The organism is Rhodovulum strictum (assembly GCF_009649175.1).
In the GTDB taxonomy this organism is placed as follows: Bacteria; Pseudomonadota; Alphaproteobacteria; order Rhodobacterales; family Rhodobacteraceae; genus Rhodovulum; species Rhodovulum strictum.
Genome location: NZ_WJPO01000013.1, coordinates 1 through 15,653 on the forward strand (window position 1 = coordinate 1; position 15,653 = coordinate 15,653).

14 protein-coding genes are annotated in these 15,653 nt (G+C 67.3%); 5 read left to right on the forward strand and 9 right to left on the reverse strand.

Going from position 1 to position 15,653, the window contains the following annotated elements:
* Nucleotides 1-251 precede the first annotated feature (251 nt).
* The gene (locus GH815_RS09605; RefSeq protein WP_153748561.1) at nt 252-1,712 is read right to left on the reverse strand and encodes a caspase family protein; all 1,461 of its coding nucleotides are present in this window, start codon (nt 1,710-1,712) and stop codon (nt 252-254) included.
* Nucleotides 1,713-1,951: 239 nt separating this feature from the next.
* On the opposite strand from GH815_RS09605, the gene GH815_RS09610 reads away from it, so the two are divergent.
* The 3 genes from GH815_RS09610 (at nt 1,952) to GH815_RS09620 (ending at nt 4,467) form a co-directional block, all read left to right on the forward strand.
* Nucleotides 1,952-2,584, forward strand: coding sequence for a hypothetical protein (locus GH815_RS09610; RefSeq protein WP_153748562.1), 633 nt, complete (start codon nt 1,952-1,954; stop codon nt 2,582-2,584).
* A 49-nt stretch (nt 2,585-2,633) separates the two neighbouring features.
* Nucleotides 2,634-3,347, forward strand: a complete 714-nt coding sequence (locus GH815_RS09615; RefSeq protein WP_170290327.1) for a hypothetical protein — start codon at nt 2,634-2,636, stop codon at nt 3,345-3,347.
* A gap of 76 nt (nt 3,348-3,423) precedes the next feature.
* Nucleotides 3,424-4,467, forward strand: coding sequence for a cytochrome-c peroxidase (locus tag GH815_RS09620; RefSeq protein WP_153748564.1), 1,044 nt, complete (start codon nt 3,424-3,426; stop codon nt 4,465-4,467).
* A gap of 95 nt (nt 4,468-4,562) precedes the next feature.
* Here the strand turns inward: GH815_RS09620 and GH815_RS09625 are convergent, their stop codons facing one another.
* From GH815_RS09625 to GH815_RS09635, 3 genes are all read right to left on the reverse strand, one after another.
* Nucleotides 4,563-5,936 carry an HlyD family type I secretion periplasmic adaptor subunit gene (locus GH815_RS09625; protein WP_343030770.1) on the reverse strand — a complete coding sequence of 458 codons (1,374 nt, stop codon included), beginning with the start codon at nt 5,934-5,936 and terminating at the stop codon, nt 4,563-4,565.
* Nucleotides 5,933-7,684, reverse strand: a complete 1,752-nt coding sequence (locus GH815_RS09630) for a type I secretion system permease/ATPase (protein ID WP_153748565.1) — start codon at nt 7,682-7,684, stop codon at nt 5,933-5,935. Before GH815_RS09630 ends, GH815_RS09625 begins: the two co-directional genes overlap by 4 nt.
* Nucleotides 7,685-7,956: 272 nt before the next feature.
* Complete coding sequence (locus GH815_RS09635) at nt 7,957-9,327, reverse strand: aspartate aminotransferase family protein (protein ID WP_153748566.1); 1,371 nt, start codon at nt 9,325-9,327, stop codon at nt 7,957-7,959.
* Between the two features lie 176 nt (nt 9,328-9,503).
* Here GH815_RS09635 and GH815_RS09640 point away from each other — a divergent pair, with 176 nt between their 5' ends.
* Complete coding sequence (locus GH815_RS09640) at nt 9,504-10,718, forward strand: M24 family metallopeptidase (protein ID WP_153748567.1); 1,215 nt, start codon at nt 9,504-9,506, stop codon at nt 10,716-10,718.
* Nucleotides 10,715-11,881, forward strand: coding sequence for an acetylornithine deacetylase (gene argE, locus GH815_RS09645; protein ID WP_153748568.1), 1,167 nt, complete (start codon nt 10,715-10,717; stop codon nt 11,879-11,881). Before GH815_RS09640 ends, argE begins: the two co-directional genes overlap by 4 nt.
* 36 nt (nt 11,882-11,917) lie before the next feature.
* Here the strand turns inward: argE and GH815_RS09650 are convergent, their stop codons facing one another.
* Genes GH815_RS09650 through GH815_RS09670 form a run of 5 tightly spaced genes read right to left on the reverse strand, consistent with a single transcriptional unit; the run spans nt 11,918 to nt 15,621 of the window.
* Complete coding sequence (locus tag GH815_RS09650) at nt 11,918-12,904, reverse strand: ABC transporter substrate-binding protein (RefSeq protein WP_153748569.1); 987 nt, start codon at nt 12,902-12,904, stop codon at nt 11,918-11,920.
* 22 nt (nt 12,905-12,926) lie between these two features.
* A complete protein-coding gene (locus tag GH815_RS09655; protein WP_153748570.1) occupies nt 12,927-13,775 on the reverse strand; it encodes an ABC transporter permease in 849 nt (282 codons plus the stop codon).
* Nucleotides 13,772-14,647: an ABC transporter permease gene (locus GH815_RS09660; RefSeq protein ID WP_153748571.1), complete on the reverse strand. Its 876-nt coding sequence runs from the start codon at nt 14,645-14,647 to the stop codon at nt 13,772-13,774. The genes GH815_RS09655 and GH815_RS09660 overlap by 4 nt, the downstream gene beginning before the upstream one ends.
* Nucleotides 14,640-14,849, reverse strand: coding sequence for a hypothetical protein (locus tag GH815_RS09665; protein ID WP_153748572.1), 210 nt, complete (start codon nt 14,847-14,849; stop codon nt 14,640-14,642). Before GH815_RS09665 ends, GH815_RS09660 begins: the two co-directional genes overlap by 8 nt.
* Nucleotides 14,839-15,621, reverse strand: a complete 783-nt coding sequence (locus GH815_RS09670) for an ABC transporter ATP-binding protein (protein WP_153748573.1) — start codon at nt 15,619-15,621, stop codon at nt 14,839-14,841. The genes GH815_RS09665 and GH815_RS09670 overlap by 11 nt, the downstream gene beginning before the upstream one ends.
* Nucleotides 15,622-15,653 lie beyond the last annotated feature (32 nt).

The window sequence follows — 15,653 nt, forward strand, 5'->3', positions numbered from 1 at the left end:
CACCCCCCCCCCCCACCCCCCCCCCCCCCCCCCCACCCCCCCCCCCCCCCCCCCACCCCGCCCCCCACCCCCCCCCCCCGCCCCCACCCCCCCCCCCCCCCCCCCCCCCCCCCAAACCCCCCCCCCCCCCCCCCCCCCCCCCAAAAAAATTTTTTTTTTTTTTTTTAAAAACCCCCGGGGGGGGGGGGGGGGGGCCGCGCCCCCCGCGCGGGTCGCCCCGGCAAGGCCGGGGCGACCCGCTGCCAAAGCGCCTAGTCGCTCAGACCATAGGCCGCCCGCAGCCCGCGCTGCGTGCCCGGCCCGAAATTCCCGTCGATCGCACCGCCATAGAAATCATGCTCGCGCAGCAGCACCTGCAAGGCCCGCCTTGTCTCGGGCTTGAACATGGTCGGCCGCTCGGTCAACAGGTCCAGCACATCCTCGCTGCCTGAACGCAGCGCACCATAAAGATAGCCCGCCGCCTCGGCCGGCCCCTTGCCCTCGACCAGCCCGTCGTCGATCAGCGCGGCATAGTTGAACATTGCCTGCGGATGGCGCTGGGCGGCGGCGCGCTCGAAATAGCCCAGCGCACGTTTCGGATCGCGCGGCAGGCCCAGCCCGCCCTGGAAATGCATGAAGGCCAGGTCGTTCAGCGCATCCGCGAATTCCTGCTCCGCCGCCTGCCGGTATAGCGCCAGCGCGCGGGCCTCGTCCTGTTCGACACCCAGCCCCGTCTCGTAAAGCTTGGCCAGTTCGAACTGCGCCTCGGGCGAACCCGCCTCGGCCGCCCGCGTCAGCAATTGCGCCGCCTCGGCCGGGTCGAACCGATCCTGCGCCGGGTTCAGCCGCATATAGGCCAGCCCCAGGATCGAGCGGGTATCGCCTTCGGCGGCCAATGCGGCCAGTTGCAGTTCCTGTTCCGGGCGCAGGCTTGACCAGGCAATGCGGCGATCCTCGTCGCGTACCCGCTCGTCGGCCTCGCCTGAACCGGCCAGATAGAACGGCTCGCCCGAAAGCGAGCCATAGGTATGCGGCTCCTGCCGGTTGGCGGTCGCCTCCAGCACCCGGTCGCGCACCTGCCGGAACATCAACGAGATCTCCAGCCCCGGCTGCGCCAGCCGGTCGATCAGCGCCAGCGCAAAGGGACTGTTCTCGCCCTGGCCATCCAGCGCCACCTGCCCGTCGCGTGCGGCAAAGGCGACCAGCGTGCCGCGTTCGGGCGAGGGCGGCGCAAGGCCCGAGCGGCCACTGCCGATCGGCTCGTTCAGGTCGATCAGGTCGCCGAACGGGTTGTCGCGACAGGAATCGAGGATCACGATCCGCATCCGCCGCGCCCGGTCGACCGCGCGCAACAGATCGTCCAGCGAGATCGCCTGCCCCTGGATATCCCGGTTCGAACGCACCGCCGCATCCGCCGGGATCAGGAAGTTCCGCCCCTGCACCTCGACCCCGTGCCCGGCGAAATAGACCAGCGCCAGATCGGCAGTCTCGGCGGCAAAGGCGAAATCGTCCAGAGCCGCACGCAGATCCGCGGCACTCGGGTCCAGCATCGTGCTGACCTCGAAGCCGATCCCGCGCAGCGTGCGGGCCAGCGCGGCGGCATCGTTCACCGTGTTTCTCAGCGGCGGGATCGTCGCGTAATCGGCCACGCCGATCACCAGCGCCACGCGGTCGGCCGCGCGCAAGGGCAGTGCCGCCAGCGCCATCAGAATGGCCAGGACCACGATGCGCATCGACCTCCCCCATGCTTCCTGCGGACCATCCTATCCGATTCGGGCTGCGGATTGGCCGGTCGCCCGGATTATGGTAGCATTCCGGTCTGTTACGATGCGTTCGTCCGTTCGGGGGTGGGTTTCTCGCGCTTCTTCAAGACATGCCGGGGCAGCTGGCTCTGCGGGACAGTCATCGCCCGGCGGCTCTCTGGATGAGCCGGCAGGCCACGATCCCGGCCACGCCAACCGGAGGATATGCCATGCCCCCCCGCCCCCTTGCCGCCGGACTTGCGCTGATGATGGCGCTCCTTCTGATCGCGCAAACGGCTATTGCCCAGAGCACCGGCGGCGGCCAGACCGGGCGGACGGGATCCGGCGATGGCAATGATGGGCCATTCGCGACGCCCGAAACCTACCCGTCACCATCGGACGGACCGCGCGGATCCGTATCGGACGGGACCACCGGGCTTGTCATCCGCGACATCGCCGAGGCGCGCGCCCTGTGCAGCCAGATCCAGCGCCCCGAATACATTGTCGACTGCCTGTCCCAGAGCCTCGGCAGTATCGCCGCCAAGATGCCGCGCGGCGACTATCAGGACGCAAGGAACGTGCTGGCGCAGGCCGCGCGCGAGCTGGGCGCGCTGGCGGCGGCCAATCGGGACCGCGAACAGCCGCGCATCCGGCTGCGGCTGCCCTCGGGCGAGACCACGCCGCCGCTGAGCCCGGTGCGCCGCGAGGCGCTGGCCGCCACGAACGCCGCCGCCGCGCAGATCCTCGAAGAAGCCGAAACGCGGCTGTTGCGCTCGGCCGAAGGGTCCGAACGGCGCATGGTTCATTACCAGCGGATCGCGGCGGCCGTGGGCTCGACAAAGGTGCTGTTACGCTCGGGCTAGGCGGGCAGGACAGGACCAGGGAATCGGAGAACGCCCGATGAACACCCCCTTGCACCGAACCACCCTGCTTGCCGCGGCGCTTGCCGTTCTTGCGTCCGGTCCCGATCCGGCAGCGGCGCAGATCGCCGCGCCCGGCCCGGCCCATCCCCATGCCCTTGCCGCACCCGGGCTGACGCGGGTCACGGCAACCGCCGCGACCACCGACCGCATCGTGGCCCGGATCGAGGCGGCGCGGGACTTCTGCGGCCGGATCGCCCAGCACGCCTATGTGATCGACTGCCTTGCCGCCCATCTGGAGGGGGTCGCCCGCGACATGCCCGGCGGGGATTATCGCGCTGCGGGGCAGATCCTCGACCGGACCGCGCGTGATCTGCGCCGGCTTGCCGAGGCCAATGCCGACCCCGCGCTGCCCCGCGGCCGGGTCCGCGTCGGCAACGCAACCTCGCCCCGGGCGCTGACACCGGTGCGACCGGACGCGCTGGGGCGGATCGGCCCGCAGGCAAGCGCCATCCTGCAAGAGGCCGAAACGCAGTTGCTGCGCTCGGCCGAGGGTTCGGAACGGCGCATGGTGCATTACCGCAGGATCGCCGCCGCGGTCGGATCGACCAAGTTTCTGATGCGCTCGGCCAGGTTGGGGCAAGAACAGGGACAAAAGGTCGCGATCATGCGGGGGATCGCAGATTTGCCCGAAAAATCAAAAACATTGTCTACCATTGCATGCGATCAGATACCGACACCCGGCGACAGATCGACCGCGACTTGATGCAGGTCAAAGCCACCATTTGGAAGGGTTCTAAGGTCAGGGGGAACGCGTGAACCTCTGTAAAACGGTGCTTGCCATGAAACGTCTTCTTACGACCGCGCTACTCACCTCTGCGATGGCGCTTCCCGCCTCGGCCTCGGAGCTGCGGCAGATGGCGCTCGACTATTTCGAGCCGCTGCCCTCGACCATCCCGCAGATGCCCGACAACCGCGTCACGCCCGAGAAGATCGAGCTGGGCAAGGCGCTGTTCTTCGACCCGCGCCTGTCGGCCTCGGGCGTGTTTTCCTGTTATTCCTGCCACAACCTGACCACCGGCGGCGACGACAACATGAGCACCTCGGTCGGCCATGGCTGGCAGAAGGGGCCGCGCAACTCGCCCACCGTGTTCAACGCGGTGCTCAACATCGCCCAGTTCTGGGACGGCCGCGCCGAAGACCTGAAGGCCCAGGCCAAGGGTCCGATCCAGGCAGGCGTCGAGATGGCGAACACTCCCGAGAACGTGGTGGCAACGCTGAACTCGATGCAGCAGTACCGCGACTGGTTCGCAAACGCCTTCCCCGAAGATGCGGACGCGGTCAGCTTCGACAATATGGCCCGCGCGATCGAGGCGTTCGAGGCCACGCTGCTGACGCCCGCGCCGTTCGATGCCTTCCTGAACGGCGACGATCTGGCGTTGAGCGACGAGCAAAAAGAGGGGCTTACGCTGTTTGTCGACAAGGGCTGCGTGAGCTGCCACAACGGCGTGAACCTCGGCGGCAACGGCTATTATCCGTTCGGCCTGATCGAGAAACCCGGCGCCGACATCCTGCCGCCTGACGACAAGGGCCGCTATGCGGTGACCGACACGGCCGCGGACCAATATGTGTTCCGCGCCTCGCCGCTGCGCAATGTCGGCGTGACCGCGCCCTATTTCCACTCGGGCAATGTCTGGGATCTGAAGGTCGCCGTGCAGGTGATGGGCACCGCGCAGCTTGGCGAAGAGGTCAGCGACGAGGAAGCCGACAAGATCGTGGCCTTCCTGCACAGCCTGACCGGCACGGTTCCGACGATCACGCTGCCGGTCCTGCCGGCCGAAACCGCGACCACGCCGCGCCCGACCGCAGAGGTGATGCCGAACTGAGGCGGAATGCCTTTCGTCCAGGCTCAAGGGGGCCGGCCCGCAGGGTCGGCCCCGATCCGCTCGGGACATCGGATGATACGCCGAAGGCTGGCACGCTATTCCTCGCGCAGGGCGCGGTCGAAATAGATTTTCAGCGGACGCAGCAGGTAGGACAGCGGGCTGCGGTCGCGGGTACGCAGGAAGGACTCGACCGGAAGCCCCGGCAAAAGCTGCACGCCGGGCATGTCGGCCAACACGCTGGTATCGGGCAGGATCACCGCCTCGTAATAGGTCATCCGCGTCGCCTCGTCGAACAGCGCATCGGCCGAGATCCGCAGCACCTCGCCGGGCAGTTCCGGGGTCGTGCGGCTGTCGTAGGATGTCAGGCGCAACGATACCGGCTGGCCCGGAAAGACCTGGTCGATATCCGTAGGCTCGATCCGCGCCGAGACCAGAAGCCCCTGCCCGTCGGGAACGACATACATGATCGGCGCGCCGCCCTGCACCACGGCCCGCACGGCAAAGACGGATGAGCCGAACACGACGCCGTCTGCCGGGCTGCGCACATCCAGACGCGACAGACGTTCCGTCACGCTGAGGCGGCGCTCGATCAGTTCGATCTCGGAATATTGCAGGTCGCGCAACTGGGTCAGCGCCTCCTCGCGGCGGGTATCCACCAGCCGCAGCGACTGCACCGCCAGTTCCGAGATACGGCCCCGGCTTTCGGCAACCTGCGAGGTCAGCCGCCCGATATCGCCCTCAAGCCCGGCCTCGTCGCGCTGAAGCGACAGCACCTGGCCCACCGGAACAAGATTCTGGTCCAGAAGCCGCTGCTTGTCGACCAGTTCACGCTCGACCAGCCCAAGCTGTTTTTCCAGCGCCGCGATCTGGGCCATTGTGCCCTCGATCTGGTTCTCGATCTGAAGCTTCTGCTCCTCGATCTGCTCAAGCTCCTGGGCCAGTGCCAGCCTGCGGGCGGCGAACAGGCTCTTTTGTCCCTCGATCTGGCCGCGCACCCAATCCGGGTCGAGATTGTCGAACCCCTCGGGGATGCCGATCACCAGCGTCTCGGCTCCGTCACGTTCGGCCACCAGCCGCGCCTTGCGCGCCTCGATTTCCAGAAGCTGACGCTCGACGATGGCCAGTTCCGACCGCAGGAAGGTGCCATCGAGCCGCAGCACCACATCGCCCGCCGCGACCGCATCACCATCGCGGGCAAGGATCTCGCCCACCACGCCGCCATCGGGGTGCTGGACCACCTGCCGGTCGCTCTCGACCTTGACGGTCCCCGAAGCCACCACCGCGCCCGCGATGCTGGCCGCCACCGACCACACCCCCAACCCGCCGACCAGTAGCACGATCGCAATCCCGCCGACGATCAGCGGCAGGCGGGCGCTGGGCATCCCGCCCGACGGGGTCTTGCCCGCGACCGGCGGCGCGGCAGCCTGGGTGTTGGCGCTGTCGCTGGCCTTGTTCTGAACCTCGCTCATCCGCTGGCCCCTTGCACCGTGGTCCCGCGCACCGATCCGATGGTGCGCTGCACTTCACCGGCATTGCGCATCAGCGACCGCACGATCTCGTCGCGCGGGCCCAGCGCTTTTTGTTGGCCGTTGTCGATCACCAGAAGCCGGTCGCAGACCGCGATGGCCGAGGGTCTGTGGGTCATGATGATCACCGATTTCCCGGCCTTCTTCATGTCCTCGACGACCACGTTCAATGCCTCGGACCCCTCGGCATCGAGCGCCGAGTTGGGCTCGTCAAGGACCAGCAGCACCGGATCGTGATAGAGCGCGCGGGCCAGCGCAAGGCGCTGGCGCTGGCCGCCCGACAAAAGCCCGTCGCCCTCGACAAGCGGGGTGTCATAGCCCTTGGGCAGGCGCAGCACGATCTCGTGCACCCGCGCAAGCTGCGCCGCCGCGACAACCCGGGCCGGGTCGGGATCAAGCGCCATATGCGCGATGTTCTCGGCCACGGTGCCGTCGAAGAAGCGCACCTCCTGCGGCAGGAACCCGACAAGCCGGCCAAGCCGCTCGGCGCCATACTGGTCGAGCGTTGCCCCGTCCAGCCGCACATCGCCCGCCGTCGGCGCCACAAGTCCCAGGATCATGCGCGCCAGGCTGGTCTTGCCCGCCCCGCTCTTGCCGATCACGCCCAACGCCTCGCCCGGGGCCAGGTCAAAGGTGATGCCGTACAGGATGGGCGGGGCACCGGGGGCCGAACTGCGCAGCGCGACGCCATTGACCGACAGCCGCGCCTTGGGGGGGGGCAGGTCGGTCGGCTTGCGGCGCGCGGGCACCGAGATGAGAAACTCGTTCAGGTTGCGCCATCCCGCCCGGGCGCGCTGGATCGCGGGCCACTGGCCCAGCACCTGATCGACCGGGGCCAGCGCACGGCCGAACATGATCGAGGCCGCGATCATCGCGCCCGGCGTCAGTTCATGCAGCAGCACCAGCCATGCACCCAACCCCAGGATGGCCGATTGCAGGAAGAAGCGGAACGCCTTGGAGAACGAGCTGAAGGTGCCGGTACGGTCATTGGCATCAAGCCCCTTTGCCCCCGATTCCTCTTGCAGCCGCGCCCAGCGTTCGGACATCACCGGCGCCATGCCCTGTGACCAGACCAGCGGCCCGCCCTCCTCGGCCTGCCGCGCCAGGCGTTGCGCGGCAAAGGCCAGACGGTTCGAGCCATCGAGCCCCTTTTGCGTCACCGCGCGGTTGATCAGCGTCACGAGGATCAGAACCGCGGCGCCGCCGATCGACAGCCAGCCCAGCATCGGATGGAACAGGAAGATCGCAGCCAGGAAGACCGGCGTCCAGGGCAGGTCGAAAAAGGCCAGAAGCACGGGCGAGCCGAACATGCCGCGCACCGAATCAAGATCCTGAAGCGCGGTTGCGCCCGGCCCCTGCCCGTTTCGCAGCGCCGACCGTTCCAGCGAAGCGCCGAACACGCGCCGTCCGAACGCCGCCTGAAGCCGCGCCCCGATCCGGGCCGTCACCCGGCCGCGTGCATATTCCAGAAGCCCGTAAAAGAGGTAAAGCGCCGCCACCAGGATGGAGAGTGCGACCAGAGTTTCTTCGGACCGGGAGCCGAGCACGCGGTCATAGACCTGCAACATGAACAGCGGGCCGGTCAGCATCAAGAGGTTGGCAAAGAAGCTGAAAAGCGCAACGGCCCAGAACAGGCGACTGCTCTTGGCGCGGGCCAGGGTGAATTCGTTTCGATCGTCCGCGCCGCTCATCGCCTTGCCCTTTCACGGTGGCCCGGAGTAGCAGAGGGAGGGCACGCCGTGGCCTTGCACGACAATCCGTTCGACAGGCTCATGGGCGTCCTCTTGTCACGGCCGTTGCGGGCCGGGCTTGCGGGCGGGCGTCCCCGCGCGCTGGGATATCGCGCCTACTCAAAGCGGTTTCCGCGCCGAAATTCAAGGCTCGCAATGCGTAGCTTTGCGCAGGTTTCCGCTAACGTGGCAGCACAGGCGTAGACCGAAGGGGATTGCGGGGCCCCGAAGCGTCAGCCCAGCGTGGCCCGGACCGCATTTCGGGTGACCGCGACGACCTGATCGGCCTCGTCCCGCGTCAGGCAAAGCGGCGGGGCAAAGCCGATGATGTCGCCCTGCGGCATGGCCCGCGCGATCACGCCGTTGCGCGCCATCTCGGCCACCACGGCCCCCGCCACCTTGCCCGCCGGATCGTGGAAGCGGCGCGCAGCCTTGTCCGCGACCAGTTCGACCGCACACAGCATCCCCTCGCCGCGCACCTCGCCGACATGGGGGTGATCGGCCAGTGCCGTTCGCATCGCCGCCACGAAATACGCCCCGACTTCGGCGGCGTTCTGCACCAGCCCCAGCTCGTCCACCAGCCTGAGGTTCGCCACCCCCGCCGCCGCCCCGATCGGATGCGCCGAATAGGTCCAGCCATGGCCGATCGGCCCGTATTCGTCGGTGCCGCGCGCCAGCACATCCCACATCCGCCCCGACACGATCGAGGCCGACAGCGGCGCATAGGCCGAGGTCAGCCCCTTGGCCAGCGTGATCAGATCCGGCCGCAACCCGTAATGCTCCGAACCGAACATGCTGCCCAGCCGCCCGAAGCCCGTCACCACCTCGTCCGCGATCAGCAGGATGTCGTGGCGTTCGAGGATCGACTGGATCACGTCCCAGTATCCCGCAGGCGGTGGCACGAGCCCACCCGTACCCATCACCGGCTCGCCGATGAAGGCGGCGATGGTCTCGGCCCCCTCGCGCGCGATCAGCGCCTCAAGTTCCGCCGCACAGAAGGAAACGAAATCGGCCTCGGTCATGTCCGGGTCGGGGCGGCGATAGAAATAGGCGGGCTCGGTATGCAGGATCCGCTCCAGCGGCAGGTCGAAGCGGTCATGGAACAGTTTCAGCCCCGTCATCGACCCAGTCACCAACCCCGAGCCGTGATAGCCCCGCCAGCGGCTGATGATCTTCTTCTTCTCGGGCCGTCCCAGCAGGTTGTTGTAATGCCAGACGAGTTTGACATTGGTCTCGTTCGCATCCGACCCCGACAGCCCGAAATAGACCTTCGACATATGCGCGGGCGCGCGGTCCATCACCATCTTCGCCAGCGTGATGCTGGCCTCGGTGCCATGGCCCACATAGGCGTGGTAATAGGCCAGTTCGCGCGCCTGTTCGGCTATCGCCTCGGCGATCTCGGGGCGGCCATAGCCCACATTCACGCAGTAAAGCCCGGCAAAGGCGTCGAGAAAGCGATTGCCGTCGCGATCCTCGATGAAACAGCCCTGCCCGGTGCGGATGATCCGCTGTGGTGCCTCGCCGCGGGCGAACTGGCCCAGATGCGTCGACGGGTGGAAAAAGCTTTCGCGGTCCCATTGTTCAAGCTGGTCGTTTCTCAGCATCTCGCCCGTCCCCTTGTCCCGCCTCGCGCGCCACCGGATGCCGCCGGACGCATCGCACAGGCATGGCATAGCCGGTTTCGCCTGCCGTCTCTACCCCTGCCCCGCAACAGCGATTGACGCGCGCCCCTGCGCCGGTCTGAAATCGCCCCGCACGCCGCCAACAGGAGCCTTCGCCCATGACCAAGGATGCCGCCCCGACCCGCCCCGCCAATGCGGGGCCTGCGCCCTTCAGCCGGGGCGAATATGACCGCCGTCTGGGCCTGGTGCGCCGGGCGATGGCAGAGCGCGGCATCGACATCCTGTTCATCGAGGATCCCTCGAACATGGCCTGGCTGACGGGCTATGACGGCTGGTCCTTCTACGTCCATCAGGGCGTTCTGGTCTTCCACGATGCCGACCCGATGTGGTGGGGTCGGCAGATGGACGCGAATGCCGCGCTGCGCACGGTCTGGATGGCGGGCGCCCATATCACCCATTATTCCGACGCTTACGTCCAGTCGACCGAACGCCACCCGATGCAGCAGCTTGCGGGCATCATCCGCGACCTAGGCTATGGCGCCAGGCGGATCGGCGTCGAGATGGAGAATTACTATTTCTCGGCCAAGGCCTACCTTACCCTGCGCGCGGCGCTGCCAGAGGCCGAACTGGTGGACGCCACGGCGCTGGTGAACTGGCAGCGCACGGTGAAATCCGGCGAGGAACTGGATTTCATGCGCCGCGCCGCGCGGATCTCGGAAAAGATCGTCGACGGCGTGATGGACCGGATCGAACCTGGCCTGCCCAAGAACCGGCTGGTGGCCGATCTCTATCACGACGCGATCACCGGCACAGATGAGGGCTGGGGCGATTACCCGGCCATCGTGCCGCTGCTGCCCTCGGGCGCGGATGCCTCGGCCTCGCACCTGACCTGGGACGGGCGGCCCTTCGTTCAGGGCGAGGCGACATTCTTCGAGATCTCGGGCTGCTACCGGCGCTATCACGCGCCCTTCTGCCGGACGATCTTTCTGGGCGAGCCGCCCGATTACATGCGCCGGGCCGAGGCCGCGCTGCTGGAGGGGATCGAGGCCGGGCTTGAGGCCGCCCGCGCGGGCAACCGGGCCTGCGACATCGCCAATGCGCTGGCCGCCCCCCTGGAACGGGCAGGCATCCGCCGCGGCGCGCGCTGCGGCTATCCGATCGGCCTCAGCTATCCGCCCGACTGGGGCGAGCGCACGATTTCCCTGCGCCCCGAGGATGAAACCGTGCTGGAACCCGGCATGACCTTTCATTTCATGCCCGGCCTCTGGATGGAGAATTGGGGGCTGGAGATCACCGAATCCATCCTGATCCGCGAGGACGGCCCGGCGGAAACCTTCTGCAACCGTCCGCGCAGGCTTTACGTCAAGCCATGACCGACCGGCTGGACAGCACCCGCGCGATCCTGACCGATCTGGTGGCCTTTCCCACCGTGTCCTCGGACTCGAACCTCGCAATGATCGTCCATATCGCCGCGATGCTGGGCGATCTGGGCGCGCATGTGGACCTGTTCCACGACGAGACGGGGCACAAGGCCAACATCTTCGCCACGCTCGGCCCGCGCGCGGCGGGGGGCGGCATCGTGCTATCGGGTCATACCGACGTGGTGCCGGTCACCGATCAGGACTGGTCCACCGATCCGTTCGTGCTGCATGAAAGCGACGGGCGGCTTTACGGCCGCGGCACCTGCGACATGAAGGGATTCATCGCCGCGACGCTGGCGATGGCGCCGGTCTGGGCGGCGCTGGATCTGAAACGCCCGCTGCATTTCGCCTTTACCCATGACGAGGAGGTGGGCTGCCTTGGCGGGCAGGCGCTGGTGGCCGAACTGTCGGCCCGCGGCCTCCGCCCCGAGGTCGCGATCATCGGCGAGCCCACCGAAATGCGCATCGTCGAGGCACACAAGGGCTGCTGCGAATACAGCGTCACGTTTCACGGGCTGGAAGGCCACGGCTCGAACCCCGACGCAGGCGTGAACGCAGCAGAGGCCGCAGTGCGCTATGTCGCCCGGCTGATGGAACTGGCCGAAGCACTGAAGACCCGCGCCCCGCATAACAGCCCGTTCAGCCCGCCCTGGACAACGATCAACCTGGGCCGGATCGCCGGGGGGCATGCGCATAACGTGATCCCCGGCCGCGCCGAAGTGGATTGGGAAATGCGCCCCGTCCAGGCCGCGGACATGGCTTTCGTCAAGGACCAGATGGCCCGCCATGTCGACGAGGTATTGCTGCCCGGAATGCGCGCCACCGATCCCAGCGCCGCCATCCTGACCCGCGTGGTGGGCGAGGTGGCGGGGCTGGAACCCATGGAGGACAGCGAAGCCCGCCGCCTGCTGATGGAACTGACCGGCGAGGCCCGCGCCGAAACCGTGCCGTTCTCGACCGAGGCGGGGCTGTTCCAGTCCATCGGCTGCGCGGCCGCCGTCTGCGGGCCGGGCTCGATCGCGCAGGCGCACAAGCCCGATGAATTCGTCACGCTGGACCAACTGGCCCAATGCCTGACCATGATGGACGGTCTGGCCACCGTCCTGACCCGCTAGGCCCGGCCCCCGGGACGGGGACCGGGCCGGGACAAATTATTGCAGCGCCGCGTCGGTGATCGCGTGGGTCCAGGCGCCTTCGGGCTCTTTCGTGATGACCGGGTCCGAGCCCCCCGACATCAGCGAGGCGACGGTGCGCGCGTAATCCTCGGGGTCGAGCGCGCCGTTCGAACCGGCGGTCAGCTTGGCCACCTCGCCCATCATCCGCTTCTGGTGGGTCTCGGTCTGGGCGCCGGTCTCGTCATTCTCGAGAACGATCATCGCCGCCGCGTCGGGGTTTTCCTCGGCCCATTTCCACCCCTTCATCGAGGCCCGGACGAACCGCACCAGCTTGTCCACCTCGGCCTCGTCGGCCAGCTTCGACTCGAGGACATAAAGCCCGTCCTCCAGCGTCGCGACGCCCTGATCCTCATACTTGAAGGTCACAAGCTCATCGGCCGAGATCCCGGCGTCGATCACCTGCCAGTATTCGTTATAGGTCATGGTCGAGATGCAATCGGCCTGTTTCTGCAACAGCGGATCGACGTTGAAGCCCTGTTTCAGCACCGTCACGCCCCCGGCCGATCCGTCGGTCGGAATGCCAAGCTGGCTCATCCAGCTCAGGAACGGATATTCATTGCCGAAGAACCACACGCCCAGCGTGCGGCCAGGGAAATCCGCGGGGCCGGCAACGCCGCTTTCCTTCAGACAGGTCAGCATCATGCCCGAGGACTTGAAGGGCTGGGCGATGTTGACGATCGGCGCCCCCGCCTCGCGCGCGGCAAGGGCCGAGGGCATCCAGTCCACCATCACATCGGCGCCGCCCCCCATCAGCACCTGAACCGGCGCGATATCGGGGCCGCCGGGCTTGATCGTCACATCCAGCCCTTCCTCCTCGTAAAAGCCCTGGTCGAGCGCGACGTAATAGCCCGCGAACTGGGCCTGCGTGACCCATTTCAGTTGCAGGTTCAGCTTGTCCGCCGCCTGCGCCGCCCCCGCGCCCAGCACAAGCGCCAGCGCCGCCGTCGTCATTCTCAGTTTCATCGTTACCTCCGTGTTGCCTTTGTCATTCGCCCCGCTGCGAGGGGTGCCAGAAGGTCACCGCCCGTTCGGCCAATGCAACGAGGCCGTAGAATGCCGAACCGGCCAGCGCCGCCACGGCAATTTCCGCCCAGACCATGTCGAGCGCCAGCCGCCCCACCTCGGTCGAGATGCGAAATCCCATGCCCCTGATGGGGCTGCCGAAGAACTCGGCCACGATGGCCCCGATCAGCGCCAGCGTGGTTGCGATCTTGAGCCCGTTGAAGATGAAGGGCATCGCCGCCGGAAGCCGCAGCTTCAGCAGCGTCTGGCCATAGCTTGCGGAATAGGTCCGCATCAGGTCGCGCTGCATCGGATCGCTGGCGGCCAGACCCTGAACGGTGTTCACCAGCACGGGGAAGAACACCATGGCCACCACCACCGCCGCCTTGGACTGCCAGTCGAACCCGAACCACATCACCAGGATCGGCGCGGTGCCGATGATCGGCAGCGCCGCGATGAAATTGCCCACCGGCAGAAGCCCGCGTTTCAGAAAGGGCGAGCGGTCGATGATAATCGCCGTCAGCACCGCTGCCGAACAGCCCATCACATAGCCCGAAAGCGCCCCCTTGACGAAGGTCTGCACGAAATCGACCCAAAGGATCGGCAGACTGGACACGATCCGCGCGCCGATAGCGGTGGGCGGCGGCAGGATCACGCTCGGCACGCCGAGGCCGCGCACCAGCCCCTCCCACACCACAAGGATGGTGATGCCAAAGATCGCGGGCACCGCCAGCCGCACGCCCCAGGCCCGCCGCCAGGGCGAGTTCGACAGCCACACGTTCAGCGCCAGCGCCGCCGCCCAGAACGCCGCGACCCCACCGACCCAGATCATCGCGCCATCCCCATGCGGGCCAGCGTGATCCGCTGGATCAGCCCGATGATCCCCACCAGCGTCGCGGCCAGGATCGCGGCGGCAAAGAGTGCCGACCAGATCTGCACCGTCTGCCCGTAATAGCTGCCCGCCAGCAGCCGCGCGCCAAGCCCGCGCACCGCGCCCGTGGGCAATTCGCCGACGATGGCGCCCACCAGGCTCGCGGCCATGCCGACCTTCAGCGAGGTAAAGAGATAGGGCATCGAGGACGGCCAGCGCAGCTTCCAGAACGCCTGTGCCGGGCTGGCCGAATAGGTCCGCAACAGGTCAAGCTGCATCCGGTCGGGGCTGCGCAGCCCCGCCACCATGCCGACCACCACGGGGAAGAAGGACAGATAGGCCGAGATGATCGCCTTGGGCAGCAGCCCGCTGATGCCGACCGAGTTCAGCACCACGATGATCATCGGCGCGATGGCAAGGATCGGAATGGTCTGGGACGCGATCGCCCAGGGCATCACGCTCATGTCCATCGCACGGTTATGCACGATGCCGATGGCCAGCAGGATCCCCGCCGCGGTCCCGATGCCAAAGCCCACCAGCGTCGCCGACAGCGTGACCCAGCCATGCCAGATCAGGCTGCGCCGCGTGAACGCCTTGCCCTCCAGAACCATCGCGCCGGTGGTGTTCCACAGCTCCGCCCCCACCTGATGCGGTGCGGGCAGCTTGGGGCGGTCCTGCGCCATCGTGTCGGCGACGATCTGGGTCAGCGTCAGTTCCTGCCCGGCCCGCGCGGCCTGATCCAGCGTCCATTGCCGGTTCAGCATCACCGCCGCGCCATACCACAGCGCCAGGATCGCCATCACCACCGTCAGGATCGGCAGGACGCTACGCATCCGGCGGCCTCCGCGGGCTGCGCGTGGCCCCGAACCGCTTGCCCAAAAGATGCAGCGCCAGGACCGCCGGCGCCACCGTCACCAGAAAGGCGACCCAGCCCAGCAGCGGTGAGGCACTGACGCCCAGATCAAAGGCCCAGGCCAGCACCACCGCCAGCCACAGCACGGCCAGCCCCAGATAGACCCAGCGTCTAGTCGTCATAGGCATGCCCCGCCCTCAGGCCCTCGCGCACGCGATGGGCGATTTCCAGGAATTCCGGCGTGTCGCGGATATCAAGTGGCCGCTCCTTCGGCAGCGGGCTTTCGATCACGTCGGTGATCCGCCCCGGACGCGGGCTCATCACCACGATCTTGGTCGACAGATACACCGCCTCGGGGATCGAGTGCGTCACGAACAGACAGGTCTTCCCCGTCCGCGCCCACAGCGCCAGCAACTGCTCGTTCAGGTGGTCGCGCACGATCTCGTCCAGCGCGCCAAAGGGTTCATCCATAAGCAGAATATCGGCGTCAAACGCCAGCGCGCGGGCAATGCTGGCGCGCTGCTGCATCCCGCCCGACAACTGCCAAGGATACTTGTTGCCAAAGCCCTTGAGGTCCACCAGCTCCAGCACGCGGGCGACCCGTTCCTCCTGTTCGGCCTTGGGAAAGCCCATGATTTCAAGCGGAAGCTTGATGTTTCGGGCGATGGTCCGCCACGGATAAAGCCCCGCCGCCTGGAACACGTAGCCATAGCTGCGCGCCTGCCGCGCGGCATCCGGCGTCATCCCGTTCACCGTCAGGCTGCCGCCCGTCGGATGCTCCAGCGCCGCCACGCAGCGCAGGAAAGTCGTTTTCCCGCAACCGCTTGGCCCGATGAAGCTGACGAACTCGCCCTTGCCGATGTCCAGCGACACGTCGCTGAGCGCATGGACTGGCCCGTCGTTCGTCTGGAACACCAGATCGAGGTGATCCGCCTTGATGACCGAAGCCTGCATGGTCTTTCCCTTGCCCGGGCGGGCCCAAGGGC